A 25,401-nucleotide genomic window follows, 5' to 3' on the forward strand; every position below is an offset into this window, starting at 1 on the left:
CGGTCGGTTAACCGAAGTGACGCTTCGACATCCAGAGAACCCCGCTCTTGAGAGCCCGGGGGACTTTGCCGAGCATAACCGTCTTCTTGCCCATGAGGCCGAAGCCGGATTTCTTCCCGAGCGAGCCGAGTACGCCCTTCAGCTTGATGGTGCCAAGGTGCGGCGTTTCGTCCTTCCACAGGGCGCGAAGCACTTCCACGACTTGTTTGCCCTGGGCCTCTGCGGCCTGGGCACTCGGGGAGAAGGTTAGGCTCGCGCAGTCGCCTACTACGTACACCTCAGGATGGAGCGGCACTTGGTGGTACTCGTTCAGCAGCACGCGGCCCGTCATGTCCTTCGGCACGTCGAGCTTCTGCACGACCGGGCTCGGCTGGATGCCGGCGGTCCAGATCGTCTCATCCGTGTAGATGAGCTCGTTCTGGTTGTGCAGAATGCCCGGCTCTACACGGGACAGCGAAACGTGGGACATCATTTCCACGTCGTGCTTAATGAACCATTCCCTAACGAACACCTGCAGCTTCTCCGGAAAAGAGGAAAGGATGCTGGCCCCGCGGTCCAGGATACGGATATTGAGATCCGGCCGGCCTTCGCGAAGCTCGGCGGCCATCTCCACGCCGCTCAGTCCTCCCCCGACAATCGTCACCTGTCCGTACGGCATAACGTCATTTACCCGGGTGTACGTCATCCGGGTTTGCGACAGCGTCTGAATGCCATGCGCGAATTCCTGGGCTCCGGGAATGCCATGGAACTTGTCCACGCAGCCCAAGGCGACGACCAGCCAGTCATAGCTGATCGGGTCCTGACCCTGCAAATAAACCAGCTTCTTGTTCAAATCCACCTCGGATACTTCCCCGTAGGTTTTCGTAATGCGCGGATCCGTCGGGAATTCGACCCGAATGTCCACATCCGATACCGTTCCCGAGGCGAGTGCGTAATATTCCGTCTTTAATCCCTGGTAGGGCATACGATCGATCAGGGTGACCTCGATGTCGCTCGGCCACTCCTTCTCCAGCAGCTCATTAACGATGGTCAAGCCGCCGTATCCTCCACCCAATACAACCAAATTCCTCATGAATGAAACCCCTCTCTACATTATGATTCAGACGTCGTTTCTAAGGGGTGTATTCCCGAAAGGCTCGAATTACAAATAATATACCCATTATTGTCGTTCGCCAAGCTATTCGTACACCTTGATTTCGTTATAAAAGGTATCCCGTTCGACCGGAATCCGTCCGGCTCCCTTGATCAGCCACACCAGCTCTTCCTTGGTCAGCCCTTCGGGAGACAAAGCTCCGGCCGCATGGCTGATCTTCTCCTTGACGATGGTGCCGTGGGCGTCCGAGGCGCCGAAGGAAAGGGCGATCTGCGTAAGTTGGGTACCCAGATTAATGAAGTACGCCTTAATATGCTGGATGTTGTCCACCATAAGGCGGGAGATGGCAATCGTCTTCAGATCGTCGAAGGCTGCCACCCGGCGCTTGATCCCGGCGTTCACGCTCGCCGGCTGCACCGCATTCGGGATGAAGACTAGGAAGCCTCCGGTTTCGTCCTGCAGCTCGCGGAGACGGATCATATGGATAAGCCGTTCCTCCAGCGTCTCGATGGACCCGTACAGCATCGTGGCATGCGTCTTCATGCCGAGGCCATGGGCCGTCCGCTGGACCTCGAGCCATTGGTCGGAGGTCGCCTTGCCTACGCCCATCTTCTCCCGGTACCGTTCGGTAAGGATCTCGGCGCCGCCCCCGGTCAGCGTTCCAAGCCCGGCATCCAGAAGCGTCTGCAGCACGTCCTTGTAGCTCAGGCCGCTGATGCGCGAGAAGAACTCGATCTCCGCGGCGGTGTGGGCTTTGATCGTGACGTGCGGGTAGCGCTCCTTCAAAGCTTTTACATACCCTACATAATAATCAAAGGGAACATGAGGGTTATGCCCGCCGGTAATGTGGAATTCCCGCATCCCTTCCTGCTGATGCTTGTCAATGAATTCGAACATCTGCTCGGGCGTCAGGGTATAAGCCCCTTCCTCCCCCTCATCCCTGCGGAAATGGCAGAACGCGCAGTGGGCTTCGCAAACGTTGGTGAAATACAGGCTCATGTTCTCGATAAAATAAACCTTCTTGCCGTTCAGCCGCTGGTTCGCCTTGTCGGCCATTTGACCAATGGACAATAAATCGTCAGATTGATAAAGAAAAAGCCCGTCCTCTAACGTGAGCCGTTCACCGTGCTCCACCTTGGTGGCAATCTCCTGCATTCGTTTATCGGGTGTAGGTATAACAATTCCCACTCCATTCACTCCCCGCTACCTTAATAATTAACGATCCTCGCGTTAAGCATAGCCTGCTGCCTGCCGGAACGCGGCCAGTCCTGTCGTCTTCGCCGTCCATGTGAAACTTGTTGCAATCAACCCTCTTATTATAAACCTAGGCGGTGGAGGGGGCAATACGTGCGCACTGTGGAATCATGAGGATTTCATTGACAGCTTATGGAACTTTTTGGCGGTTTTCCGTTTCCTTTTTTCTCCGGTTTTCGTATAATGGTTGTATAAGCTCCAATGATTATTTTCAAAGGCAAGGTGTTTAAGCAATGACACTTCTAATGGAAAGAAACCAGAGGATTAACTCGGAGATTGAATTGGCCCGGCAGAAGATGGTCCATCTGACCAACGAGCTTGGTTTTCTTCATCCGGATGTGGTCAAGTGCAGCGAGAATCTGGACGAGCTCCTGTTGGAATTTTATCGGATGAACCGGGTGGAGCAGCGCGTCTAACCTCCTGTGCCCTTGAGAAGCAGGGCAGAACGGAGTATACTTTTATAGAAGGAACCAACAAGGTTCCGCCATATGGCAATTAGGATGGGAGGTCATCTCATGATTAACATAACGGAATCGGCTGTCGAGCAGATCAAGAAAATGCTCGCGGCGGAAGAAGCTCCGAACCTGTTCCTCCGCGTCGGCGTGAAGGCGGGCGGCTGCAGCGGCTTCTCCTACGGCATGGGCTTCGATGACGAGCAGAAGGAGACCGACGAAGAGCTGAAGCTGAACGGCTTGAAGGTAGTGGTGGACGAGGAGAGCAAGAAATACTTGAACGGTGTCGAGATCGACTTCAAGAACGAAGGCATGAGCGGAGGGTTCACGATTCACAATCCTAACGCTATCGCCACCTGCGGCTGCGGAAGCTCCTTCCGGACGAAGCCGGAGGAAGAACAGCTGGCGGAGAAATGCGACGATTAAGAGCTTAAGCGCCCCCTGGCGCGGGAACGAACCTTCCGGACTGTATGCAGGTACAGAACGGAAGGTTTTTTTGTACAGGCGGGGTCCCAAGCCAAAGAAGGACCGGCGGAATAAATTAACTCTAAGATTAATTAAGGGAGAGGGGACCGGCCGTGACAAGAGAAGAATTTATTGCAGCCATTGCTCCTGCTGCCGTCAAACTGAGGCTGGAAGGCTCTCCGCTGTTTCCGTCGGTACGGATAGCCCAAGCCATCCTAGAGACGGGAGGCGTTATTCCGGCCTGGAACAACCTCGTCGGCTATAAAGTCGGAAGCGGCGTGCTGACCCCTTACTGGAAGGGGCGGAGCGTCAACAAGTCGACCTGGGAGGTCTATGACGGGGGGGAGACGCGGGTACGGGCGGATTTCCGGGCTTACGATTCGGTGGAGGACAGCTTCCGCGATCAGGACCTGCTCTTTGATCTGGAGCGTTACCGGAGAGTAAGAGAAGCCAAGACGCCGGGAGAGCAGATCAAGGCTTTGCTGGCCGGCGGGTATGCGACAGATCCGGATTATGCCAAGAAGCTGGACCAACTGACGGAGCAGTATGCCTTGACCCGGTACGACAAGGAGGTGGATGACATGCTGGAGCAGCTGATGGAGCAAATTCGCTTGCTGCAGGAGGAGGTCCGCGCTCTGCGGGAGCAGAAGGCCATGACGGAGATTCCGGTTTGGGCGCAGGAGGCCGTTCAGGCAGCCGCGGCGGCCGGAATTCTGGACACCACCACGGGGGGAAGCTACGACTTCTACCGTTTCGTGACGATTCTTCACCGCCTTGGGCTGTTTGACGCGAAGGGACAGGCAGGCTGACCAGGCTGACCTGCACCTGACCTACCGGCCAGAACGGGACGCAACCCGTTTTCACAGGGGAGCCCTTTAGCCGCGGCGGCCCTTTTTTCCTGCTTGCCGATGGACCAAGATCCGGGTATAATGACGCAAAACTCGAAGGGAGAGAGCGGTCATTTCCTTATATAAAGAACCGTTGAGAGAAGCCTACAACCGAATGGCGCGGGAACGGGACCGGTCGGAGCTTCAGGAATGGAAGATTGTCGAGCGCAGCCGCTATTTAAGTAAACTGCAGGAGGAGAAGCGGGGCAGGCTGCTGGAGATCGGGGCGGGAACCGGCCGGGACAGCCTGTTTTTCCAGGAAGCCGGGCTTCAGGTTACCTCTGCGGACCTGTCGGAAGAAATGGTGGCCCTCTGCCGGGAGAAGGGGCTGGACGCCCGTGTCATGGATTTCTATCGGCTCGACTTTGCGGAGGAAGCCTTCGAGGCCGTCTATGCCCTAAACTGCCTGCTGCACGTTCCCAAAAAAGATCTGCCGGACGTTCTGGCGGAAATCCGCCGGATCCTCGTCCCGGGAGGGCTGTTCTTCATGGGGGTGTACGGCGGGGTGGATTCGGATGGGGTTTGGGAGAAGGATACGTACGAGCTCAAACGATACTTCTCCATGTACCCGGATGATGACCTGACCGCTGTCGTGAAGAAAGTATTCGAGGTGGAAGAATTCCGCACGGTGTCTCTTGGTGAAGGAACCCCGCATTTCCAATCCTTGATTTTGCGGCGGAGCCGGAACGAATAATAAGGAAATGAAAACAGCTCCCGGATCGGCCGGGAGCTGTTTGATTTAGATGGGCGCATTTAATAGCGATGTTTCTCCCCGTCCGCCCATTCCCGGGCTTTCTGCCGGTGCTCGTCGGTTACGCGGGAGGCCAGTGTCTTGAGGGTGGCCGCCAGAATCGCCGCATCATCGGTCCATCCGGCAATAAGCAGGAAGTCAGGAATGACATCGATGGGAAGGATGAAGTAAGCCAGGCCACCGAACGCGACGGCTTTCGCCCACTTCGGCGTTTTGGGATCGGTCGCCGCATAGAACATGGCCACCGCATCAAGCATAAACGGGATTTTGGAGGCGCTCTTCTTCATCTTGGCCCAGAAATTGGCGTTTACATACTCCTCATCCGTTTGATGCTCATACCGGGTAAGCTGATGATCCACCCGGACAGGCTCCGCCGGTAATAACGGTTCTTTGGACATGATCGGCACTTCCTTTCTGTAACATGAAACCTTACTCTTTTTTAAACGTCCTACTTAAAGTAGAAACACGACAACCCATCGATTGGAGGCGGAAGCGTTTGGAAAACGAAAGCCGGGGGGCGGAAGAGCCTGTCTGGAGATGGTTGATCGTATCGGCGGTCATGACGCTGTGCGCTTACTGTTTAATCCTGTACCGGGTCGAGACCTCCGGAAACCGGTTCTATGCCTTTCTCACGTGGAACCTCTTTCTTGCCTGGTTGCCATTCCTCTTTGCCATAGGGCTTCGGCATGTCCGGTTGTCCTGGAAGGGGGCTGCCAGCAGGGGCCTGACGATTCCACTCGCTCTTCTATGGCTTCTGTTCTATCCCAACGCCTCTTATGTGATCACGGATTTTATCCATTTCACCTATTGGAAGGACGGCACCTCCGCCTGGTTCGACCTACTCCTTCTTACGCTTTGCGCGTGGAATGGTCTCATGCTGGGGCATTTTTCCCTCTATCTTCTTCAAGATCTGGTCTGCCGGGCGAAGGGAGCGGTTACCGGCTGGGGATTTGCCGTCCTTGGTCTGCTGCTGGGCGGAATCGGGGTGTACGTGGGCCGGTTCCTTCGCTGGAACAGCTGGGATGCGCTGCTCGATCCCGGGAAGCTCTTGGGCGACTTGAGCCGGATCGGAACGGATGACCCCGTTTTCTTCGTTTCCCTGTTCACTCTGGTTACGGGAACGACGTACGCCGTTACTTACGTTCTTATCGGGAAACCCGCCACTCCTCGATCATCCGGTTAAAGGTTTCGCCGCAGGAAGGGCACCAGAAGACGTGGACACACTGGTGCCAGGCCGCATCCCGGAAGCCGTTCGTCAACGCCATCTCGTCGGTAGGGCGGTAAGGGGAGTAAGGGCCGAAGAAGTCATGGATCTTCCCCTGGTCAAGGGCGGAAGCAGAGCAGGATGGGCAGAGCGCATCCACGGATTCAAAGCCGTTGCACACGGGGCAGGCATAAGACAAGGGTATCCCTCCTGTCGGAATGATCTACAGGTAGGATACCCTTGGCGGATAGGAATATGTGGCAGGCTAAGCTCGGCCGCGGCCGGTGCCGGTCCTTTTATCTCTTCATGTTGCTGCTGTGGCCGGGGGACAGCTTGGCCGTCGGATCGATATAAACCTTCGCGTTGTTGATGGCGGTCGGCGCTTCCCCGAAGCCTACGGCGATCAGCTTCAGCTTGCCGGGGTAAGTCGTAATATCGCCGGCGGCGAAAACGCCGGGAATGTCCGTTTCCATCCGGGAGTCGACGACGATGGAGCCGTTATCGATCTCGAAGCCCCATTCGGCAATCGGGCCGAGGGAAGAGATGAACCCGAAGTTGACAATAACGGCATCCACATCATGAACGGTTTCTTCGCCCGTCTTGACGTGCTTGAGGGTGACCTGCTCAATCTTCTCGTCTCCATGCAGCGCCGTAATTTCCGTAGGCGTGACGACCTTGACCTTCGAGTTCATGAGATTCTCGACACTGTGCTCATGAGCCCGGAATTTGTCCCGGCGGTGAATAAGCGTGACCTCTTCGGCAATCGGCTCGAGCATGAGCGCCCAGTCCACAGCGGAATCGCCGCCGCCGCTGATGAGCACCTTCTGGTTCTGGAAGGCGTTCAGGTCGTTGACGAAATAATGAAGGTTCTTCTTCTCGAAGCGGGCAGCCTCGGGAAGCTCGAGCTTTCTCGGTTCGAAGGCGCCTACCCCGGCCGTAATGATGATGGCGCGGCTGTAATGCACCTTTTTGTCCGTCGTGATCTGGAAGAGACGCTCTTCCTTCTTGACGACCTGAGTGACCTTCTCTTCGAGGCACACCTCGATAGGGAAATGCTTCATCTGCTCGTTCAGATTATCGACAAGCTCTTGAGCGCGCACCTTCGGGAAGCCGGCTACATCATAGATGTATTTCTCCGGATATAAGGCCGAAAGCTGTCCGCCGAGCTGGGGCATGCTTTCGATGATTTTGGCGGATGCCTGGCGCATTCCCGCATAGAACGCGGCGAACATGCCGGCCGGGCCTCCCCCGATAATCAGAATATCGACAATTTCTTCTTGGTTGGTTAGTTCAGACACTTTCTTGACACCTCCGCAGCTAGTTCCAATCCTACCCATTATATACAAACGATAAACCAAAAAGAAACCCTAGGGGTATAAAACTCTCTGATGGGTTGTCCAAGGATGTCTTATTCGCTTCCAGCAGTAGCCAGGCGGCGTTACCAGGTCCATCTGCGATCATTCGGAGTTATCCGGGGATAAGGGGCCCTAAACGTCTATTCTTCTTAAATGGAAGTAAAAGGCTGTTTTCCGGTGAACGTCCCGGCCCTGTCCCGGCCACCTGTAACAAATAGGGAAAACCGGGCAATTTAGCGCTTGCTATTTCCAGGGGTAACGTTTATTATTTCATATGATTAATGAAAATAGGGGAGTAGTCTGCCTACTTTCTCCTGTACGGCGGAACGGATCCGCATAATCCGGAACCTGCCGTTCGAGTGCCGTTCCGGATCAGCCGATAGGCGTAAACCATAAAAATCAATGGCGATTTGAAGCTAACGGCCAACGGGTAAATAGAGATATCATACATTATGCGATGGAAGGGATACGAGATGAGCCGAATACCTAGAATAGTCATCCTGGGAGCGGGGTACGGAGGGATAGTGACCGCCATCCGCCTGCAGAAACAGCTGAACTATAATGAAGCGGACGTTACATTGGTCAATAAACACGATTATCATTATATAACCACCCATCTTCATATGCCTGCGGCGGGGACGGACAATCCCGAGAACGCCCGCGTGGAAATTTCCAAGCTGATCGATGAGTTCAAGGTGGATTTCGTCAAATCGACGGTGCTCCAAATCAAGCCCCAGGAGAAGAAAATCATTCTGGAGGACAGCACCCTCTCCTATGATTATCTGGTGATCGGACTGGGAGGAGAGCCTGAAACGTTCGGCATTCCGGGCCTTCTCGAGTATTCGCTCAACATTCGCAGCATCAACAGCGTTCGCTTCATCCGCGAACACATCGAATACCAGTTCGCCCGGTTCAAGAAAGAACCGACCCGCAAGGATTACCTGACCTTCGTCGTAGGCGGCGCCGGGTTTACGGGCATCGAATTCCTGGGCGAGCTGGCCGACCGCATTCCGAGGCTGTGCCGGGAGTTTGACGTGAATCCCGAGCTCGTTCAGATCATTAACGTGGAGGCGGCGCCTACCGCCCTGCCCGGATTCGACCCGGAGCTCGTCGAATACGCGATGGGCGTTCTCAAGGACAAGGGTGTCACGTTCAAAATAGCCACGGCCATTAAGGAATGCACGCCGGACGGCGTTATTCTGGCCACAGGTGAAGTCATCAAGGCCGCTACGGTCATCTGGACCGGCGGAATCCGCGGCAACCGCATGCTCGAGGAAGCCGGGCTCGAAACGTCACGCGGACGCGTGGTCGTGGACTCGTTCCTGCGGACGAAGGAATACGAGAACATTTATGTGATCGGGGACTGCTCGATCGTCCTGAACGACCAGGGACGCCCTTATCCGCCGACCGCCCAGATCGCGATGCAGCAGGCCGACGTTTGCGCGCACAACCTGATTGCCGCCATCCGTAACTCCTCCCCGAGGGAGTTCAAGTTCTCCAACAAGGGAACCGTCGCTTCCCTCGGCAGGGGAGAGGCCATCGGCATCGTCGGCAAGTACAAGATCAAAGGCTATTCCGCTGCGATGATGAAGAAGCTGATCGATATGCGGTATCTGTACATTATCGGCGGAATTCCGCTCGTGCTTAAGAAGGGCCGTTTCTAGAGATTTCAGATGGCTCTGATGAAAGGATAAGCGATGAGACACTGCAGCGTGCAAGTAAGAGGGTTGCTGACCCGGGATGAGCTGGACCGGTATAATGCTCTGATGGATGTAGGTCATTTTCTGGAAAGCCAGAACCGGTACGACCTCGTCTATACCGTGCAGAAGGAAATCGATACCTTAATCCTCCCCGCCATTGAAAGGCTGAAGGACAAGAGCCGTCAGAGGGACAAGGCGGATGAAGCTTACCTGGCCGGCTTGAACCGGCAGGAAGAGGATGAGGAAGAGTGATACGCGGACTGCCTGACACAGCTCAGGCGGTCCCTTTATTTTGATCCGGGAAAGGCAAGACTTATAGAAGCGAAGGAAAGGAGGGGCCGCCATGCAGGAAGCCCGCAGGACCAACCGGTCCTTGGTAACGGTAGGATTGCTGTTTGCTTTGTTTGTGGGGGCGCTGGATACGACGGTCGTGAGTACGGCCATGCCACACATCATGGGCGAGCTGAAGGGGCTGGCCCTGGTGAGTTGGATCTTCACCATCTATACGCTGGCCACCTGCGTGACGACGCCCATCTTCGGCAAGCTCGCCGACCTCTTCGGGAGGAAGTCCGTCTTTGTGTGGGGCCTGGCTCTCTTTGTGCTGGGCTCCATTCTTTGCGGAGCGGCCCAGACGATGCCCCAGCTGATCATCTTCCGGGCTATTCAAGGGATCGGGGCGGGAGCCCTGACGCCCGTTACCTTTACCATTATCGGGGATCTGTACCCGGGGGAGCAGAGAGGAAGGGTCCAGGGGGTTTTCGCCTCCGTCTGGTCGGTCGCTGCGCTTCTAGGACCCTTGGTCGGCGGGTATTTCGTCGATGTCGTCACGTGGCGGTGGATTTTCTATATGAACGTTCCCGTCGGAATCATCGCCTTCGGGCTGGTGGTCGGCGCTCTGCACGAGCCCTTCGAGAAGAAGACCAAAAGCATTGACTACGCCGGGGCGCTGACCTTCACCATAGGGATCACCGCTCTGCTGTATGCCCTGTTAAGCGGCGGCATCCACTATTCGTGGAGCTCGGGTGTGGAGATCGGGCTGTTGGTTCTAGCTCTTGTCTTCCTGCTTGCTTTCATAGGGATTGAGAAGCGTGCCCCGGAACCGATGCTGCCCCTGGACTTGTTCCGCAGCCGGCGGATGACCCTGCTGTATGTTATGGCTTTTCTGGCCTTCTGCGTCGTCTCGGGGGTGTCCATCTATATCCCGATGTGGATCCAGACGCTTCTCGGACGCAGTGCGACGAGCTCCGGTCTCACGCTGATGCCGATGTCCCTCGCTTGGCCCTTCGCGGCCAACCTGTCGGGACGCCTGATGTACCGGCTCGGCCCGAAAACCTTTGTGGTCACCGGGGCCGCCTTCGTAGCGGGAGGCTCCTTGTGGCTCGCTTTCGTGTCCACGGCGTCCCCTTACTGGTTTCTCGCAGGCGTCTTGATTCTGATCGGCTTCGGGATGGGCTGCATGACGACTCCTGCCATGGTTCTGATCCAGACCTCGGTGACGGCCTCCCGACGCGGGGTGGCCACCTCCACCAATTCCCTGATGAACGCCTTCGGCCAGACCGTGGGGGTGGCGGTGTTCGGGGCGTTGTTCAACCGCTATGCGACGGACCATGCCCCGGAGCAGCTGGCAACAGGGATTCATATGGTCTTCCTTCTCCTCGTGGGAATCGCCTTGGTGAACCTGCTGGCCGTCAGCCTGCTCCCGTCCGCGCAATCGGGCGGGCAGGAAGAGACGTCCCGGTAGAAGAAGCGCCTTTGACGCGCTTCCCAGGCAAGCGGGGGATAGTAACATAAAAAAGGAGAGCCGCCCGGCTCTCCTTTTCCATTTATCTCACTCCCGTGAAGCATGGGACAGGCGTTACACCTGCAGCATGTTCTCGAACTTCTCCGCATCAAGCCGGTTGCCGACATAGAAGTCGCCGAAGTCTCCGTAGCGGGCGCTGACTTCATCGAACCGCATCTCATAGACGAGCTTCTTGAAGGTAAGGGCATCGTCGGAGAACAGGGTGACGCCCCATTCCCAATCGTCGAGGCCGACGGAGCCCGTAATGATCTGCTTCACTCGTCCGGCGTAGCTGCGGCCGATCATTCCGTGGCTGCGCATCATGGACCGGCGCTCTTCCATGCCGAGCATGTACCAGTTGTCATTGCCGGAGCGGCGCTTGTTCATCGGGTAGAAGCAGATGTGCTTCGTTTGGGGAAGCTGGGGCTTCAGGCGGGCCACAATCTCCGGATCCTGCATAGGATCGACGCCCGGCTTCGCCATATAGCTGCTCAGCTCCACGACGGATACATAGGAGTAGACCGGAATCGTGTGCTGGGCGAAGGTCGTCTTGTTAAAGGCGGTTTCGAGCTCGTTCAGCTCCTCGAGCGTTTCGCGCAGATGCATGAAGACGATGTCCGCCTTCTGCCCGACGATGCTGTATACCACCGTGCTGCCGGTCTTGCTTTCGCCGATGGCTTTCCATTCTTCAAGGAAGGACCTCAGCTCGTCCAGCGAGCGGGCTCTTTCTTCATCCGAAACATATTTCCAGGAAGACCAGTTAATCGTGCGGAAATCGTGAAGAGCATACCAGCCCTCCAACGTTTGTACGGCTTCACTCATGTTAGGTTACACCCCTTAAGCAGTGTGATTTGGCTCTATTTATTGTAGCCAACTTCGACCCAAAGGGCAAACGGGCCCCCCCTCCGTCACCAAATCGTCTTTCCTCCGCCGTCACACAATTGTCGTACCCGGGAGCTTCCCTGCCGGGCAGGCAAACCTTTACATCCGCTTAGGCCGTGCGCTACAATATAAGGAAGTGTGCGGTAAGCGACGTGCGGTCCGATGGATTGCCCTCGCAGCCCCGAAAGACAGCAATAGGAGTGAAGACCTGTGAGTGCAGCATCAACCGGCGGCAATCTGATCGTAGATATTTTACAGAACGTTGTTCTGATCATTCTTGCGTTCGTCATGTTCTTCGGGCTCGGCTTTATCATCAATATGCTGATGAAGACGACCTGGTTTCCCATTTACGGCTATGTGGTTTTCGTCATCGGGCTCGTCTACTGGAGCTGGGGCTCCGATACGTTCTGGAACAACCTGACCGGCTATTCGATCGCCGATATTCTTCCGATGATCAGCGGGCTGGGCGGCGCCATTGTGAGCGGCTATACGATCCGGATGCTGAGGCTGAAGGGCTTCAAAATGTTCTAGCGGCTGATCCGGCAGATCATCAGCAGCGAATGAACGCGGAACCTCTCCTGGAGCGGAGAGGTTCTTCTTTTTGGCCGGAGGAGGTCCGTTTGATTCCTCTCCCTTTCTTATCCGTCCAGCATTTTCTCTCCCAACGGACGGCCGGGCTGTGTTACAATGAAGGGTACAAGTCTTAATTGAACATTGGGGTTGGGCATGATGAGAATTACCAATTTGCTTCATTTCACCGAGAACCACCGGTTTTGCGTTTATCGTGATTTTTCCTTAAGCAGCCTCGATTACCGCATGTTAGGCGGAATCTACCAGCCCATGGTCGGCGCTTATGCCATAAGCGTGTACAGCACGCTCTGCCAGCAGCTTGCGGCGGACCGGGCCGGCTTCTCGGCCCTGGAGCAGCAGCGTTCGCTGTTCCTGTCGCTTGAGCTGGAGCCGGGCGAGCGGGGACGGAAGTTCTTCATCGAACAGACCTCGAAGCTCGAAGCGGTCGGCCTGCTGCAGACGACAAGACGGTTTCTTCCCGCAGCGGACGATTATATTTATGAATACCAGCTGTACGAGCCCCTCTCGCCGGGGGAATTTTTCAAAAACCAGCACCTCACCATGCTGCTGCGCGACAAAGTCGGCAAGTACATGCTCCTGTCCCTGAAGGACGAGCTGGTGGCACCGGAGCCTGGCGGGATGGAGGGCTCGAATGCGGAGAACCTGTCGGTTCCGTTCTACGAGCTGTTCCGCCTGAATACCCAGGTGATCGATTACGAGCTGGAGCAGGCGCTTCACCAGACGGCTTCCACACGGGATTCCAAAGCGAAGCTGGATGTGACGACCAAGGGCTTTACCTATTCGGATATCATCATGCGTTTCCCGCGCGGATCCCGGAACCGGGCTTTCGTGGAGGCGCTGAACGACCGCCAGGACCAGCTCGTCGAAATCAACATCATGGCGAAGAAATACGATCTCTCCCTGCAGGAAACGTGCCGGCTGCTCGATGAGGATTCCGTCTTCGACGAGGAAGGGACACTGCGCAAGGACGCGTTCCAGTACAAGGCGAACCTGTTTTACCGGCAGGGCAAGAAGAGAGAGGAGCAGGTGGAGCGCCACCTGCAGAAGGTAGTCCCGCTGCGCTCCGACGAGACCGTTCCCGCCGAGGAGAAGCCGGTGGAGATGGCTTACTACCTGGAGGTGCCGGCTCTTTTTCAGGATCAGTGCGACGTGCACCAGTACAACATGATTTTGCGCAACGAGCCTTACACGGTGCTGCTTAAGAAATTTTTCTCCCAGGGGCAGATTCCGGACCGGATCCTCGATATCTTCGAGAAGGTCGACCTGAATTACAAGCTGAGCGAGGAAGTCATCAACGTTCTGATTCATTACATTCATACGGAACGCCGTTCTTGGTCGAAGGCCTCCATTGAGTTCGTGGCGGCCGAGATGCTGGCTAACCAGGTTACGACGTACGAGTCGGCAGTCGAGTACATACGGGCCCAGATCCGCTACAAGGAGCAGGCGGCCGCCAAAGCTTCGGGCCAAACCGGCTACAAGAGCCGGACGAAGCCGAAGCCCCGCATCCCCATTGTACGGCAGGATACGACGGAGGACGATCCCGTGTCGGCGGAGGAATTTGAAGAAATGAGAAGACTCGCCCAGAAGCTGGACGGCAAGCTCTAGACGGATGGCCCGGCCAAGACGGAGGAGAGTAAAGGCAGGAATGTCTCCCTGGAAGGCGATGACCGGGCACAAGGAAAGGAGACGGACGAATGGAGTCGTTGTCGGAGATTTTGAAATCGGTATTGGACCCTTCCCGTCTGCAGCAGGCGGAGGAGAAGAGCAGGCAGCTGCTGGCGGATCCGCTTGTCGTCAAATGGCGCATGAAATATCCCCAGGTGACCGATTCGGAGCTGAAGCTGAACATGAACCGGGTCTATCAATACATCAAGGAATACAACAGCTGCTCCCGCTGCCCGGGGCTAGAGGATTGCCCGAACGATATGCAGGGGCATTATACGCTGCTTTCGGCCGAGACGGTCAACGGGGCTACCCATATTTACGACCAGAAGGTGTCCTGCAAGAAGTTCATGGCCAAGCAGGCACAGGATGCCATCCGCAGCCGGATCCGCAGCTTCTATGTGGACGAGCGTTCCCTGGAGCAGGGGTATTCGGCGGATGAAATACTGACGATGGACCGCAAGCGGGTCAAGGCCGTCAACGCGCTGATGAAATACATCGACGAGACGAAGGAGAACGGCCTGCTGGCGAAGGGGCTGTATCTGTCGGGCAGCTTCGGCACGGGCAAAACGTTCCTGATGTGCTACATGCTTCACGAGCTCGCCAAAGCCGGCTACACGGGGGCGATCGTGTACATGCCGGATTTTTCCGAGGACCTGAAGGCCATGTTCAACGAGCCGGCCCGGCTGAAGGATACGATCGACATGCTGAAGGACACGGACCTGCTTATCTTCGACGATATCGGGGCGGAGAACATGAACCCGTGGCTGCGCGATCATGTGCTGGGCACCATCCTCAACTACCGGATGAACCGCAAGCCCACCTTCTTCACCTCCAATTACGACCTGGACGGGCTCGAAAAGCATTTCAGCTTCACGAGCCGGGACGGGGAAGAGGAGTTCAAGGGGCAGCGCATCATGGACCGAATCCGCCATTTCGTGGATGTGATTGCGGTAACCGGGGCTAACAAGCGGGGAAGATAAGGAAGCGCCGGAAATCGGGGCTTAGAAGGGGCATCGGAGTTATTCCGGCGCCTTTTTTTTGGATGGACACGATGGGGAGGGAAGCTTTCGGGCAGCAAGCAAAAACCCGGTGCGGGTGCACCGGGCTTTGTTTCCATGTGGGATGGATTTAGAACAGGGTGATGATGGTGGCGATGATCCCGATCAGAAACAGAAATCCGAACATAGCGCCAAATCCGATAGCCACGTCCATAAAGTCGTTGGTCGGTTCTTCGAGCACGTGCAGCTCCGGATGGTTCGGTTCGTTCATGACTTTCCCTCCTAAACCTAGTTCGCAAACGTTACCTTATTGTAGTATACCCAAATGCGCGCAAGCTTGTAAAGCGGGGAGCCGGAAGGGCTTGGCGGATCTTTTTGACAGATTTGTGAACCCGGTGTTCCTTTATTTGTCTTGTATCAAACAGACCGGAAGCTTGGCATACTTTGACTTGTCGACTTGAAAAAGGTAAGATAATATAAGAAAAGCATTTCATTCATAACGTCTATAGAGGAGGATTTACCATGGCTATCGTAAATGTTTCCGACCAAAGCTTCACGAGTGAAGTCGAAGGACAAGGAACGGTTCTGGTTGATTTCTGGGCACCATGGTGCGGTCCGTGCAAAATGATTGCGCCGGTGCTGGAAGAATTGGATAAAGAGCTGGGCGACAGCGTCAAGATCGCCAAGGTCAACGTGGACGACAATCCGGAGTCCGCATCCCGCTTCGGTGTCATGAGCATCCCGACTTTGATTGTATTCAAGGACGGCCAGCCGGTGGATAAAGTAGTAGGCTTCCAATCCAAGGATGCGCTGAAGAACGTGGTGACCAAACACCAGTAAGAACCCGATGTCGGGAATCCTCTTACCGTGTAAAGAAGGCTCTTTTCTGCTAGTTCCGGGAAGAGAGCCTTTTTGTTGTGGAGACGAAAGACGTGTTCTCTGGGGGTTAAGGGAGAGGGGAGAAGGACCATGCCGGAAGCCGTATCGGAAGCGATCCGACGCAAGCTTGCCTTGCTGCCGGACCAGCCGGGCTGCTACCTGATGAAGAACGCCGATGACAAGATCATTTATGTCGGCAAAGCCAAGGTGCTGAAGAACCGCGTGCGCTCGTATTTTACAGGCAGCCATAACGGCAAGACGCTGCGCCTGGTAAGCGAGATCCGCGATTTCGAATATATCGTGACGGGGAGCAACATGGAGGCCTTGATTCTGGAATGCAACCTGATCAAGAAGCACTCCCCCCGGTACAATGTCCTGCTGAAGGACGACAAGACCTATCCGTATATCAAAATAACGAATGAAGAGCACCCGCGTCTCGAGGTGACCCGCAAGGTCCACAAGGACAAGGCGAAGTACTACGGGCCGTTCCCGAACGCCTACGCGGCTCATGAGACTAAGAAGCTGCTCGACCGGCTGTATCCGCTGCGCAAATGCCGCACGCTGCCTCCGAAGGTATGCCTGTACTATCATATGGGGCAGTGCGTCGCTCCCTGCGAGTTCGACGTGCCCGAGGATACCTACGAGAAGATGCTGCCGGACATCAACCGCTTCTTGAGCGGCGGCCAGCTGCAGATCCGCCAGGAGCTCGAGAAGAAGATGCACGAGGCGGCGGAGAGCCTGAATTTCGAGCGGGCGAAGGAGCTGCGCGACCAGATCGTCAACATCGACGCGGTCATCGAGAAGCAGAAAATCACGACGAGCGACATGACGGACCGGGACATTTTCGGCTATGCCGTCGACAAGGGCTGGATGTGTGTGCAGATCTTCTACATGCGCCAGGGCAAAATGATCGAGCGTCACGCGTCCGTCTTCCCGTATTACGGCGAGGAGTACGACGATTTCCTCAGCTTCGTGACGCAGTACTACAGCGACAACCCGGCGCTGCCGAAGGAAGTCCTGCTGCCGGTGGGACCTGCGGAGGCGGAGGTGCTGGAGGCGGCGGAACAGGCGCTGGCATCGGACCCGGATGAGGCCGTCTTCGACGCATCCGGAGAGCAGCCGACGGCCGAGGATGAGGCTCCGTCAGGCGCCGGCCCGGCCGGGGAGAAGGCGGACGTCAAGGAGACGCTGGAATCGTGGCTGAAGATCAAGGTGCATCTTCCGCAGCGCGGCTTGAAGAAGCAGATGGTCGACATGGCGGCGAAGAACGCCCGGGTCGCCCTGGACGAGAAGTTCCGCCTGATCGAGCGCGACGAAGAGCGGACGACGAAGGCGGTCGAGAACCTCGGCCGCTGGCTCGGGACGGACATCGTCCGCCGCATCGAGGCGTTCGACAACTCGAACATTCAAGGGACGAACCCCGTATCCGCGATGGTCGTGTTCACGGACGGCAAGCCGGACCGGCGCGAATACCGCAAGTACAAGGTCCGCACCGTTCAAGGGCCGGACGATTACGAGACGATGAGGGAGGTCATCCGCCGGCGCTACGAGCGCGTGCTGAAGGAGAACCTGCCGTTCCCCGATCTCATCGTAATCGACGGCGGCAAGGGGCAGATCTCGGCGGCGGTCGACGTCCTCGAGAATGAGCTGGGGCTGTTCGTGCCCGTATGCGGCCTCGTGAAGGACGCCAAGCACAAGACCGCTCAGCTCATGATGGGCGATCCGCCCGCCCCCGTGCCGATTCCCCGGGACAGCCAGGAATTCTACCTGCTGCAGCGCATCCAGGACGAGGTTCACCGCTTCGCCGTCACCTTCCACCGGGACACCCGCGCCAAGTCGATGGTCGCTTCCCAGCTCGATGCCATTCCGGGCATTGGGGAGAAGCGGCGGAAGCAGCTCCTGAAGCATTTCGGCTCCATTAAAAAAATCCGGGAGGCGGCAGTCGAAGACTTCCGGCCTCTCGGACTCGGGGATAAGCTGGCGCGCACGATTATTGAGGCGCTCCAGGGGGAACCGGCGCCGGAGAGTAAGGAATCTCCGGAGGGTCTTTCCTGAACCGGCGGTGAAGGAGCAGAACCGCTGCGGCGGCGAGCGCCGGCAGGGCGATATAGAAGAGGCCTAGCAGGACGAAGCCGGCGGTCTTCTCTGTCGTCATGACAGAGAAGCTCATCATGAAGCTGTCCATGATGACATGGGCGAACATGACCGTATAGAAGCCGTACTTGAGAAAAGCATAGCCGAACAGCAGACCGAGCACCGCGACCTCGAACAGCCGGGTATAGCTCGGGTAGATCGTATAACCGGTATGCCCGAGCGCCCACAGAAGGCTTGGCGCCAGGAGGGCCAGAAACTCGAAGTGGAGCAGCTTCTTGAACAGGGCAATGCCGAAGAACCGGTAGGTGACCTCCTCCGAGATGCCTGCCACCCAGGCGAGAAGGGGGAGAAAGCCGGGCCAGAGCATATTGTACACCGACTGGGTCGGGTCGTTGACCCCGAAGGCATCGAAGGACTTCTCGGCGAAGAGGAGCAGAATTTGCTGGGATCCCATTAGAAAGAAGAACAGAAGATACCCGCGTCCCATGCTGTAGTAGACATGCTCCCCGAAGCCCGGTTCGTTCCACCGGGGCCAGTAGTTCCGTCCCTCTCTCCGCCACAGAGCGTCTCCCGCCAGGAGGGAGAAATAGTTGGCTGCGGCAAGCAGCAGAGTGACGATCGCGGTGAAGACGAGGGTGACGATGGCGACCGCCATCAGATTCCCGCTTCCCGACTGGGCGGCGATCAGCGGAAGGGTATTAACGGAATGGATGACATAAATCCCCCCGAACAGGAAGGTCAGCAGGATGCCCCGGGAGAAGGAGATTTCCTTGCGGCGGCGGATCGTGTAGACGATAGCGGCCACCCCAAGCACAAAGGTAAAAAAGAGGGAGCCGCCGAGCATCCACTTCGTGCTCTGGCTCTGCTTATCCATGTACCCCGTGAAAGCATCCGGCAGTTCGAACGAAGGAAGAAGGGACAGAGCCTCGCTGCCTCCGACCTCTACATTCAGCACCAGCCGCGCTTCCCCCACAGCCGTGTCCTTGCCCTGGTACACGAAGCTGCCGGGGGTTTTTTGTTTTTCCGGGACCGGGGTGAAGCGGGCGGGCTCGTAGCCGGCCGACGCCAACGCCTGGTCCGCCTGGGTGCGGTCGGAGGCCGCCGGGCCGGTTCTCGGGCCGGTCGTTTTCCAGCCGGTCACGACGGCTTGCTCCATCCCGACCCGGACGGACAGCTGCCGGCTTCCGTTCTGCTCGCGGATCTCCACCTGCCAGTAGTCGAGGGGGACCTTGTCGGACAGGGTCTTCTTGTACTCGGCGGTTAAGTCGTTCTTCTCCACGTAGGCGCTCATGGATTTGTCGTTCTGGTAGGTGACGCTGCTGTTTCCGGGCGTAAAGCCGGGGAACTGGCGGGCGGCCCAAGCAGACGCTGCGGCTTGGGCCGCCTCCTCGGTAACGGGCGGACGGCCCATTTCCTCGTCGACCCCGCCACCGCCGGCCAGAGCGTTCCAGGCCATGACCCCGAAGTACATCAGCACCCCGGCAAGAGCAAGCAGAAGCAGGTTCCGGTTCAGTCTGAATGGAAGCAATCTCATGTCCCCTTTTTATGGAAATGTTACAAATCATTATACCTGTTTGCTTGAGGGCGGTACAACCGGCCGCGCTTGACCCGGGCGAGAGGCGGGGAAAAGCAGTGCGCAAGGGCAAGAGCGGGCAAAGAAGAACAAATGAAAGCTAGCTCCCCGCCTTATGAAAGATTAAGTCCAATTTTCATGAAAATCCGTTCTTTTCCGTTAATATTGACTTTGTGAATCGGACGGAAGCAGGCTATAATCGAAATCAATTGAATAGAGCCGAATTTCTTATAGAAAACGGGGGAACCATTGTACCATGGGGTGAATTTCGCATGTTATGCGAATAGGGGGCCTGTCGACCCGAATCCGTCAGCTAACCTCGTAGGCTGAATGTCAGGAGCCATACCAGTCGGGCATTGGTTTTCCAGTGTCTTTTTTTGTTGCCCAATTCCATGTAAGCAAGAGGAGAATGAACGTGTCCAAACGAAAATTCAGTCTGTTCCGGCTGACCCCGCCGCAAATTCTGGTGATCGGGTTCGCCATTATCATCCTGACCGGAGCGGCGCTGCTGACCTTGCCGGTTGCCTCGACGGACGGCATCCACACCCCTTTCCTGGACGCCCTGTTCACCGCCACCTCCGCTACCTGCGTAACCGGTCTCGTCGTGGTGGATACCGGCACCCACTGGACCCTGTTCGGGCAGGTGGTCATCATTCTTCTCATTCAGATCGGCGGCTTGGGCTTCATGACCATGGGAACCCTGATTGCCTTGGTCATCCGCAAAAAGATTTCTTTACGGGAGCGGCTTATCCTGCAGGAGGCGATGAACCAAGGAAGCATGGAGGGCATCGTCCGGCTGATCCGCCGGGTCCTTCTTTATGCCTTAACGATCGAAGCGGCGGGAGCGGCGCTTCTGACGATCCGCTGGTCGTTCGATATGCCGTTCGGCAAGGCCCTTTATTATGGGGTCTGGCATGGCATCTCCATGTTCAACAATGCCGGCTTCGACTTGTTTGGCGGAATCAACGGCAAGTTCAGCTCACTGACCGGCTATGTGGACGATCCCATTGTGAACTTCACGGTTATGGCATTGATCGTCCTGGGGGGACTGGGCTTTATCGTTATCGCCGACGTTCACGAATTCCGCAAAACGCGGAAGCTCTCCCTGCATTCGAAGGTCGTGCTGTCCGCCACCGCTTTCCTGATCGTCTTCGGGGCGATGGTCATCTGCGCCTTCGAATTCACGAATCCCGCTACGCTCGGGCCGCTGAGCCCGGCGGGCAAGATCTGGGCATCTCTGTTCGCCTCGGTAACCCCGCGGACGGCGGGAGCCAATACGATAGATGTGGCGGGCATGAGGCAGGCGACCCAGTTTTTTACGGTCATTCTTATGTTTATCGGGGCCTCACCCGGATCAACGGGGGGCGGGGTGAAGACGACGACCTTTACCATTCTTATCGGAGCCATGATCGCCATGATTCGAGGGAAGGAAGACATCGTCCTGTTCCGCAACCGGCTGGCGAAGGACCGCATCTACAAAGCCATTACCCTTACCTTTTTCGCCTTGTTCCTGGTGGTCTTCGTCACCATGCTGCTTTCGACAACGGAGGATTACTTCTTCCTTAAAATATTGTTCGAGGTCACGTCGGCGTTCGGTACGGTGGGGCTCTCCATGGGGCTTACCCCCGATCTCAGCACCATCGGCAAAATCCTCATTGCCCTGATGATGTTCATCGGCCGCCTCGGCCCGCTGACGCTGGCCTATGCATTAGGGCCTAGACCGGAGAAGGAATTATACCGATACCCGGAAGGCAAAGTAACGATAGGATAATGTCCCGCAGGGAGAAGGAGAAGACAACGTATGAAACCAAGTCAGTATGCTGTCATCGGGCTGGGCCGTTTCGGCTCCAGTCTTGCTAAGGAACTGGTCGAGCTGGGCTATGAGGTTCTCGGCATCGACAAAAATGAAGAGATCGTAGACGAAATGGATGCTTACCTGACCCATACCGTGGTAGCCGATTCCAATGATGAAGAGGTGCTGCGCTCACTCGGCATCCGCAACTTCGACTGCGCGGTGGTGGCGATCGGAGACGACATTCAAGCAAGTATCCTGACCGCCATTATTCTAAAGGACCTCGGGGTTAAGAAGGTGGTGGGCAAAGCTCTTTCCGCCCTTCACGGCAAAGTGCTCGAAAGAGTGGGCGTGGACCGGGTCATCTACCCGGAACGGGATATGGGGGTCCGGGTGGCCCATCAGCTCGTCTCCCCGAACCTGCTGGATTACATCGAGCTGTCCAAGGAATATACGATCGCCGAGCTTTCGGCCACCCGCAAACTATCCGGCAAATCGCTCAAGGAGCTGGACACCCGGGCCCGTTTCGGCTGCAGCGTCGTGGCCATCAACAAGAAGGACGGGGTCATCATCGCCCCGACCGCCGAGGATGTTGTGCAGGAGAACGACATTATGGTCGTCATCGGCACCAATGAGCAGATCGAAACGTTCGAGAATGCGGTAAACGCATAAAACCAGAAAAGAGGCGCCCGGCATGGAAAGCCACACTACGGTCATGATTCATCATATTCTTCTGCTGTTCATCTCCATCTGCCTTTTGGGCATGACCGCCGGCAAACTCGCCAGCAAGCTTAAGCTGCCCGACGTGGCGCTTTTTCTTTTTGCCGGCATGCTGGTCGGTCAAGGGCTGCACTGGATTAACGAGTCGAGCAGCTCGCTTACGAATCAGTTTATTCTAACGGCGGGTTCCGCCCTCATCCTGTTTGACGGGGGACGAAACATCCGGCTCGGGGGGCTTCGCCGGGTCTGGCTGACGGTCTCCCTGCTGAGTGTGCCGGGGGTGCTGATCACCTGCGCGGTAACCGCAGCGGCGGTCCACTTCCTTCTCGGGCTGGATTGGATTTACTCGTTCCTCTTGGGAGCGATTATTTCCTCCACCGACCCGGCCACGCTCATCCCGGTGTTCAAGCAGGTGAGAATCCGGCCGAAGGTCAGGGAGACCGTGGAGAGCGAATCTGCCTTCAATGACGCGACGGGCTCCATCCTCACCTTCTCGATTCTCGCTGTCGTAACCGGAACCAAGCAGGTCACCCTGGCCTCCGGAGTGGCCGATTTCCTCACAACGGCCGTCGGCGGGATTCTGGTGGGCTGCCTGATCGGCTTTCTGGCTTCGTTCCTGGTGGCGCACATCAACCTCGGGGTTCTGCGGGACTATACGACCATCGCCATGATCGTGACGGCGCTCGCCGCTTTCCTGCTGGGCGAGTCCCTGCATGTGAGCGGCTTTATGGCCACCTTCACGGCGGGTCTTCTTTGGGGCAACGCTTCCTTGTTCCGGCTCGATATGGAGGACAAACAGAAGGAGATGGAGCATTTCTCCGAGAATGTCACCATTATCATGAGAATGCTGATCTTCGTTCTGCTCGGAAGCCAGGTCAACTTCGCGGTGATCGGGCAGTACCTGTGGCCGAGTCTTGCGGTGCTCGCGGTTTTCCTGCTGATCGCCCGGCCTTTGACCGTTCTCGCCTCCACGCTTCCGGACCGTCGGGCGGGCTGGACGTGGAAAGAGATCGCGTTCATGTTCTGGGTGCGGGAAACCGGGGTTATCCCGGCCGCTCTCTCGGGCATGATCGCCGCCACGGGAATCGCACATGCCGACGTGATCGCCTCGGTTACGTTCCTGGCCGTTCTTATTACCATTCTGCTTCAGGCAAGCACCACCGGCTATGCCGCCCGCCGGCTTGGTCTGGAAGAGGGAGCCGAACGCTGAGACCCTTTAGAAGAAAGGACGAGAATCCCTTGTACGACTGGGGAACTCGTCCTTTCTACTATAGAAGGGGAGGGACCTCTCTAACCGGAGGACGGCTGACCCGGAACGATTGACTTCCCATTCCAGCACATCCGGCTCTCCAAAATGGTCAAAACATCAGGCTTTCATGTATATCCCATCCTCTCCGTGGAATTATAGGGGCTATTGGGTCTTTTTTCTTTCCCGGGTCCATCAGCCTGCATCCGTTCGGGCGAAATATTCCTTCGCCTTCTCCACGAAGAACCGGATGGCGCCGTCGCGGGCCGCTTCGTCGGTATAGACGAGCGAGGTCGTCCGCTTGGTCTGGATCAGCTCCGGCAGCTGGCGGATGCACAGGTCGTTGTTCTCCAGGAGGCGGCTGCGGAGATAGGACATGGGCAGCAGGGTGGCCGTTCCCATCGTCGAGACCAGCCGGAGAATCGCTTCGAAGGAGTCGATTTCCATTTTGACATTGGGAAACACGTTGTGGCGGTGAAAAATCTCATCCATCATGATGCGGTACCACGTCCCTTTGGAGAATAGGATCATCGGGAGGTGATCCAATTCCCTCATCCCTACGGAGGAAGCCGAGCTCAGCTCGTGCAGGGCGGGGAGCACCAGGCAGAGATGGTCGTCAAAAAGAGAGTCGCAATGAAGCCCCGGCTGCTCGATATGGGAAGCCACGAGGCCTATATCGACCTTATGGTCTTTGACCAGGGAGACAATCTCATGCGTCTTGCCTGTGAGCGCCTTGATGTCGGTGTTGGGACTGCCGCCCGTGTAGAAGGAGATGAGATCGGGCAGCGTGGACTGGAGCGTAGTGAGACTAGCCCCGATGGTCAGGCTGGCGGGTAGCTCCCCGATCTTAAAGCGGTTCATGGCCTGGATGAACTCCCGGTCGAGCTGGCGCATCTGGATCGCGTACTCGTAGCAGATTTGGCCCGCCCGGGTCAATTCGAGCCGCTTGCCCTTCCGTTCAAAGAGCCGGACGCCGAGCGACTCCTCCAGGTTCATAATTTTGCGAGACAGCGCCGGCTGGGAAATGTTCAGAAGCTGAGCGGCCCGATTCAGGCTCTGCTGCTCCACGACATCCGCGAATACGTCCATATTTTCCATGCAAGGACATCCTCCTGCTTATGTTTTCTTGTTATAAGTAATTATAAGAAAATAGTATTTCCATTATAAGCTTGGGAAGAGTACTATTAAAGCATGTCACAATCCGTTCACAAGAATGAACGCTGCACTTGACCCGGTTGTTAGGTTTCGATAAAATTTGACATTTTATTGACGCTTGTACCCGGCGGGAGTACAATGTTAGATGGTTTTGCTTCTAAAGCCGCTTCACCATTTAAGGGAGGGAACATGTAAACGATGAGGGCCAATTCTTATCATTACCGCAAAATTCATTCTTTGCTCGGGGTCATTCCGATCGGGTTTTTCCTGATTGAGCACCTGCTGACCAACTATACCGCGTTCAAAGAAGGGCATCAGGGCTTTGTCGACCAGATCAACTGGCTGAACAGCCTGCCGCTCGTACTCGCTCTGGAGATCTTCGGCATTTACCTGCCGCTGCTTTACCATGGCGTTTATGGCCTGTACGTTGCCTATACCGCACGCAACAACGTGACGAACTACGGATATTTCCGCAACCTGATGTTTACGCTGCAGCGGATTACCGGGGTTATTACGTTTCTGTTTATTGCCTGGCATATCTTCGAAACGCGCATTCAGGTAGCCCTCGGCAATGTGGCGCATGAAGATCTGGGCGTCCGGATGCACGAAATCGCCACCCAGCCTATCGTGTTCGCTCTGTATGTAATCGGAATCGTAGCGGCTTCCTTCCACTTTGCGAACGGAATGTGGTCTTTCCTGGTGGCCTGGGGGATTACGATCGGCCCACGTGCGCAGCGCGTTTCCAGCTACGTGTGGATGGGCGTGTTCGTGGTGATGGCCGTTATGTTCGTGCTGTCCCTGAGCGCCTTCACCGGAACGGAATTCCAAGACACAGCATCCATTAAGCACGGCTAAGGAGGAACCG

The 25,401-nt window shown here is 56.5% G+C and carries 26 protein-coding genes and 1 riboswitch; of the genes, 17 read left to right on the top strand and 9 right to left on the bottom strand.

The window, feature by feature from the left end:
* Window positions 1-7 precede the first annotated feature (7 nt).
* Together MJA45_RS06260 and mqnE are read right to left on the bottom strand one after the other, a co-directional pair.
* Window positions 8-1,072, bottom strand: coding sequence for an NAD(P)/FAD-dependent oxidoreductase (locus MJA45_RS06260; RefSeq protein WP_315606410.1), 1,065 nt, complete (start codon window positions 1,070-1,072; stop codon window positions 8-10).
* A gap of 105 nt (window positions 1,073-1,177) precedes the next feature.
* Entirely contained in the window at window positions 1,178-2,248 is a 1,071-nt protein-coding gene (gene mqnE / locus MJA45_RS06265; RefSeq protein WP_407083145.1) for an aminofutalosine synthase MqnE, read from the bottom strand.
* A gap of 332 nt (window positions 2,249-2,580) precedes the next feature.
* Between mqnE and MJA45_RS06270 the strand changes: the two genes are divergently transcribed.
* From MJA45_RS06270 to MJA45_RS06285, 4 genes are all read left to right on the top strand, one after another.
* Window positions 2,581-2,763, top strand: a complete 183-nt coding sequence (locus MJA45_RS06270) for an aspartyl-phosphate phosphatase Spo0E family protein (protein WP_315606412.1) — start codon at window positions 2,581-2,583, stop codon at window positions 2,761-2,763.
* Window positions 2,764-2,862: 99 nt separating this feature from the next.
* A complete protein-coding gene (locus MJA45_RS06275; RefSeq protein ID WP_315606413.1) occupies window positions 2,863-3,225 on the top strand; it encodes a HesB/IscA family protein in 363 nt (120 codons plus the stop codon).
* Window positions 3,226-3,377: 152 nt separating this feature from the next.
* Complete coding sequence (locus MJA45_RS06280) at window positions 3,378-4,073, top strand: glycoside hydrolase family 73 protein (protein WP_315606414.1); 696 nt, start codon at window positions 3,378-3,380, stop codon at window positions 4,071-4,073.
* 172 nt (window positions 4,074-4,245) lie between these two features.
* Window positions 4,246-4,845: a class I SAM-dependent methyltransferase gene (locus tag MJA45_RS06285; protein ID WP_315606415.1), complete on the top strand. Its 600-nt coding sequence runs from the start codon at window positions 4,246-4,248 to the stop codon at window positions 4,843-4,845.
* Between the two features lie 59 nt (window positions 4,846-4,904).
* Here the strand turns inward: MJA45_RS06285 and MJA45_RS06290 are convergent, their stop codons facing one another.
* Window positions 4,905-5,300: a YkvA family protein gene (locus tag MJA45_RS06290; protein ID WP_315606416.1), complete on the bottom strand. Its 396-nt coding sequence runs from the start codon at window positions 5,298-5,300 to the stop codon at window positions 4,905-4,907.
* A 98-nt stretch (window positions 5,301-5,398) separates the two neighbouring features.
* Here MJA45_RS06290 and MJA45_RS06295 point away from each other — a divergent pair, with 98 nt between their 5' ends.
* On the top strand, window positions 5,399-6,085 hold the full coding sequence (locus MJA45_RS06295; RefSeq protein WP_315606417.1) for a DUF1361 domain-containing protein: 687 nt from the start codon (window positions 5,399-5,401) through the stop codon (window positions 6,083-6,085).
* Here the strand turns inward: MJA45_RS06295 and MJA45_RS06300 are convergent.
* On the bottom strand, window positions 6,048-6,305 hold the full coding sequence (locus MJA45_RS06300) for a hypothetical protein (protein ID WP_315606418.1): 258 nt from the start codon (window positions 6,303-6,305) through the stop codon (window positions 6,048-6,050). The genes MJA45_RS06295 and MJA45_RS06300 overlap by 38 nt on opposite strands.
* Before the next feature lie 97 nt (window positions 6,306-6,402).
* Window positions 6,403-7,404: an NAD(P)/FAD-dependent oxidoreductase gene (locus tag MJA45_RS06305; RefSeq protein ID WP_315606419.1), complete on the bottom strand. Its 1,002-nt coding sequence runs from the start codon at window positions 7,402-7,404 to the stop codon at window positions 6,403-6,405.
* A gap of 530 nt (window positions 7,405-7,934) precedes the next feature.
* Here MJA45_RS06305 and MJA45_RS06310 point away from each other — a divergent pair.
* From MJA45_RS06310 to MJA45_RS06320, 3 genes are all read left to right on the top strand, one after another.
* The gene (locus MJA45_RS06310) at window positions 7,935-9,125 is read left to right on the top strand and encodes an NAD(P)/FAD-dependent oxidoreductase (RefSeq protein WP_315606420.1); all 1,191 of its coding nucleotides are present in this window, start codon (window positions 7,935-7,937) and stop codon (window positions 9,123-9,125) included.
* A 33-nt stretch (window positions 9,126-9,158) separates the two neighbouring features.
* Window positions 9,159-9,413 (top strand): hypothetical protein, encoded by a 255-nt coding sequence (locus MJA45_RS06315; RefSeq protein WP_315606421.1) that lies wholly within the window; start codon window positions 9,159-9,161, stop codon window positions 9,411-9,413.
* A gap of 91 nt (window positions 9,414-9,504) precedes the next feature.
* A complete protein-coding gene (locus MJA45_RS06320; protein WP_315606422.1) occupies window positions 9,505-10,902 on the top strand; it encodes an MDR family MFS transporter in 1,398 nt (465 codons plus the stop codon).
* Window positions 10,903-11,016: 114 nt separating this feature from the next.
* On the opposite strand, the gene hemQ is transcribed toward MJA45_RS06320, so the two are convergent.
* The gene (gene hemQ / locus MJA45_RS06325; RefSeq protein WP_315606423.1) at window positions 11,017-11,763 is read right to left on the bottom strand and encodes a hydrogen peroxide-dependent heme synthase; all 747 of its coding nucleotides are present in this window, start codon (window positions 11,761-11,763) and stop codon (window positions 11,017-11,019) included.
* Window positions 11,764-12,111: 348 nt separating this feature from the next.
* On the opposite strand from hemQ, the gene MJA45_RS06330 reads away from it, so the two are divergent.
* The 3 genes from MJA45_RS06330 (at window position 12,112) to dnaI (ending at window position 15,059) form a co-directional block, all read left to right on the top strand.
* Complete coding sequence (locus MJA45_RS06330; protein WP_407083146.1) at window positions 12,112-12,354, top strand: YuiB family protein; 243 nt, start codon at window positions 12,112-12,114, stop codon at window positions 12,352-12,354.
* Between the two features lie 198 nt (window positions 12,355-12,552).
* Window positions 12,553-14,019: a replication initiation and membrane attachment family protein gene (locus tag MJA45_RS06335; RefSeq protein WP_315607948.1), complete on the top strand. Its 1,467-nt coding sequence runs from the start codon at window positions 12,553-12,555 to the stop codon at window positions 14,017-14,019.
* 89 nt (window positions 14,020-14,108) lie between these two features.
* Window positions 14,109-15,059: a primosomal protein DnaI gene (gene dnaI / locus MJA45_RS06340; RefSeq protein WP_315606424.1), complete on the top strand. Its 951-nt coding sequence runs from the start codon at window positions 14,109-14,111 to the stop codon at window positions 15,057-15,059.
* A 148-nt stretch (window positions 15,060-15,207) separates the two neighbouring features.
* Here the strand turns inward: dnaI and MJA45_RS06345 are convergent, their stop codons facing one another.
* Entirely contained in the window at window positions 15,208-15,348 is a 141-nt protein-coding gene (locus tag MJA45_RS06345; RefSeq protein WP_315606425.1) for a YqzM family protein, read from the bottom strand.
* A gap of 251 nt (window positions 15,349-15,599) precedes the next feature.
* Between MJA45_RS06345 and trxA the strand changes: the two genes are divergently transcribed.
* Together trxA and uvrC are read left to right on the top strand one after the other, a co-directional pair.
* Complete coding sequence (gene trxA, locus MJA45_RS06350; protein ID WP_315606426.1) at window positions 15,600-15,917, top strand: thioredoxin; 318 nt, start codon at window positions 15,600-15,602, stop codon at window positions 15,915-15,917.
* Between the two features lie 129 nt (window positions 15,918-16,046).
* Window positions 16,047-18,011 (top strand): excinuclease ABC subunit UvrC, encoded by a 1,965-nt coding sequence (gene uvrC / locus MJA45_RS06355; protein WP_315606427.1) that lies wholly within the window; start codon window positions 16,047-16,049, stop codon window positions 18,009-18,011.
* On the opposite strand, the gene MJA45_RS06360 is transcribed toward uvrC, so the two are convergent.
* Entirely contained in the window at window positions 17,947-19,578 is a 1,632-nt protein-coding gene (locus tag MJA45_RS06360) for a CPBP family intramembrane glutamic endopeptidase (protein ID WP_315606428.1), read from the bottom strand. The genes uvrC and MJA45_RS06360 overlap by 65 nt on opposite strands.
* A gap of 252 nt (window positions 19,579-19,830) precedes the next feature.
* Window positions 19,831-19,965, top strand: a riboswitch (cyclic di-AMP (ydaO/yuaA leader).
* Window positions 19,966-20,032: 67 nt separating this feature from the next.
* Between MJA45_RS06360 and MJA45_RS06365 the strand changes: the two genes are divergently transcribed.
* Genes MJA45_RS06365 through MJA45_RS06375 form a run of 3 tightly spaced genes read left to right on the top strand, consistent with a single transcriptional unit; the run spans window position 20,033 to window position 23,345 of the window.
* A complete protein-coding gene (locus MJA45_RS06365) occupies window positions 20,033-21,394 on the top strand; it encodes a TrkH family potassium uptake protein (protein WP_315606429.1) in 1,362 nt (453 codons plus the stop codon).
* Between the two features lie 30 nt (window positions 21,395-21,424).
* Window positions 21,425-22,087 (top strand): potassium channel family protein, encoded by a 663-nt coding sequence (locus MJA45_RS06370; protein WP_315606430.1) that lies wholly within the window; start codon window positions 21,425-21,427, stop codon window positions 22,085-22,087.
* 22 nt (window positions 22,088-22,109) lie between these two features.
* A complete protein-coding gene (locus tag MJA45_RS06375) occupies window positions 22,110-23,345 on the top strand; it encodes a cation:proton antiporter (RefSeq protein WP_315606431.1) in 1,236 nt (411 codons plus the stop codon).
* 231 nt (window positions 23,346-23,576) lie between these two features.
* Here MJA45_RS06375 and MJA45_RS06380 read toward each other — a convergent pair whose 3' ends face one another.
* The gene (locus MJA45_RS06380; protein WP_315606432.1) at window positions 23,577-24,479 is read right to left on the bottom strand and encodes a LysR family transcriptional regulator; all 903 of its coding nucleotides are present in this window, start codon (window positions 24,477-24,479) and stop codon (window positions 23,577-23,579) included.
* 255 nt (window positions 24,480-24,734) lie between these two features.
* Here MJA45_RS06380 and MJA45_RS06385 point away from each other — a divergent pair, with 255 nt between their 5' ends.
* On the top strand, window positions 24,735-25,391 hold the full coding sequence (locus MJA45_RS06385) for a succinate dehydrogenase cytochrome b558 subunit (protein ID WP_315606433.1): 657 nt from the start codon (window positions 24,735-24,737) through the stop codon (window positions 25,389-25,391).
* Window positions 25,392-25,401: the final 10 nt, after the last annotated feature.

The organism is Paenibacillus aurantius (genome assembly GCF_032268605.1).
Taxonomy (GTDB): domain Bacteria; phylum Bacillota; class Bacilli; order Paenibacillales; family NBRC-103111; genus Paenibacillus_AO; species Paenibacillus_AO aurantius.

What these genes read in the sequence shown, in the direction of transcription:
- MJA45_RS06365 (WP_315606429.1), top strand. Translation starts at nt 20,033, where the DNA reads ATGAACGTGTCCAAACGAAAATTCAGTCTGTTCCGGCTGACCCCGCCG.
- MJA45_RS06290 (WP_315606416.1), bottom strand. Translation starts at nt 5,300, where the DNA reads ATGTCCAAAGAACCGTTATTACCGGCGGAGCCTGTCCGGGTGGATCAT.
- trxA (WP_315606426.1), top strand. Translation starts at nt 15,600, where the DNA reads ATGGCTATCGTAAATGTTTCCGACCAAAGCTTCACGAGTGAAGTCGAA.
- mqnE (WP_407083145.1), bottom strand. Translation starts at nt 2,248, where the DNA reads ATGCAGGAGATTGCCACCAAGGTGGAGCACGGTGAACGGCTCACGTTA.
- uvrC (WP_315606427.1), top strand. Translation starts at nt 16,047, where the DNA reads ATGCCGGAAGCCGTATCGGAAGCGATCCGACGCAAGCTTGCCTTGCTG.
- MJA45_RS06320 (WP_315606422.1), top strand. Translation starts at nt 9,505, where the DNA reads ATGCAGGAAGCCCGCAGGACCAACCGGTCCTTGGTAACGGTAGGATTG.
- MJA45_RS06260 (WP_315606410.1), bottom strand. Translation starts at nt 1,072, where the DNA reads ATGAGGAATTTGGTTGTATTGGGTGGAGGATACGGCGGCTTGACCATC.
- MJA45_RS06315 (WP_315606421.1), top strand. Translation starts at nt 9,159, where the DNA reads ATGAGACACTGCAGCGTGCAAGTAAGAGGGTTGCTGACCCGGGATGAG.
- MJA45_RS06330 (WP_407083146.1), top strand. Translation starts at nt 12,112, where the DNA reads ATGTTCTTCGGGCTCGGCTTTATCATCAATATGCTGATGAAGACGACC.
- MJA45_RS06375 (WP_315606431.1), top strand. Translation starts at nt 22,110, where the DNA reads ATGGAAAGCCACACTACGGTCATGATTCATCATATTCTTCTGCTGTTC.
- MJA45_RS06380 (WP_315606432.1), bottom strand. Translation starts at nt 24,479, where the DNA reads ATGGAAAATATGGACGTATTCGCGGATGTCGTGGAGCAGCAGAGCCTG.
- MJA45_RS06385 (WP_315606433.1), top strand. Translation starts at nt 24,735, where the DNA reads ATGAGGGCCAATTCTTATCATTACCGCAAAATTCATTCTTTGCTCGGG.
- MJA45_RS06310 (WP_315606420.1), top strand. Translation starts at nt 7,935, where the DNA reads ATGAGCCGAATACCTAGAATAGTCATCCTGGGAGCGGGGTACGGAGGG.
- MJA45_RS06335 (WP_315607948.1), top strand. Translation starts at nt 12,553, where the DNA reads ATGAGAATTACCAATTTGCTTCATTTCACCGAGAACCACCGGTTTTGC.
- MJA45_RS06345 (WP_315606425.1), bottom strand. Translation starts at nt 15,348, where the DNA reads ATGAACGAACCGAACCATCCGGAGCTGCACGTGCTCGAAGAACCGACC.
- MJA45_RS06370 (WP_315606430.1), top strand. Translation starts at nt 21,425, where the DNA reads ATGAAACCAAGTCAGTATGCTGTCATCGGGCTGGGCCGTTTCGGCTCC.
- MJA45_RS06275 (WP_315606413.1), top strand. Translation starts at nt 2,863, where the DNA reads ATGATTAACATAACGGAATCGGCTGTCGAGCAGATCAAGAAAATGCTC.
- dnaI (WP_315606424.1), top strand. Translation starts at nt 14,109, where the DNA reads ATGGAGTCGTTGTCGGAGATTTTGAAATCGGTATTGGACCCTTCCCGT.
- MJA45_RS06270 (WP_315606412.1), top strand. Translation starts at nt 2,581, where the DNA reads ATGACACTTCTAATGGAAAGAAACCAGAGGATTAACTCGGAGATTGAA.
- hemQ (WP_315606423.1), bottom strand. Translation starts at nt 11,763, where the DNA reads ATGAGTGAAGCCGTACAAACGTTGGAGGGCTGGTATGCTCTTCACGAT.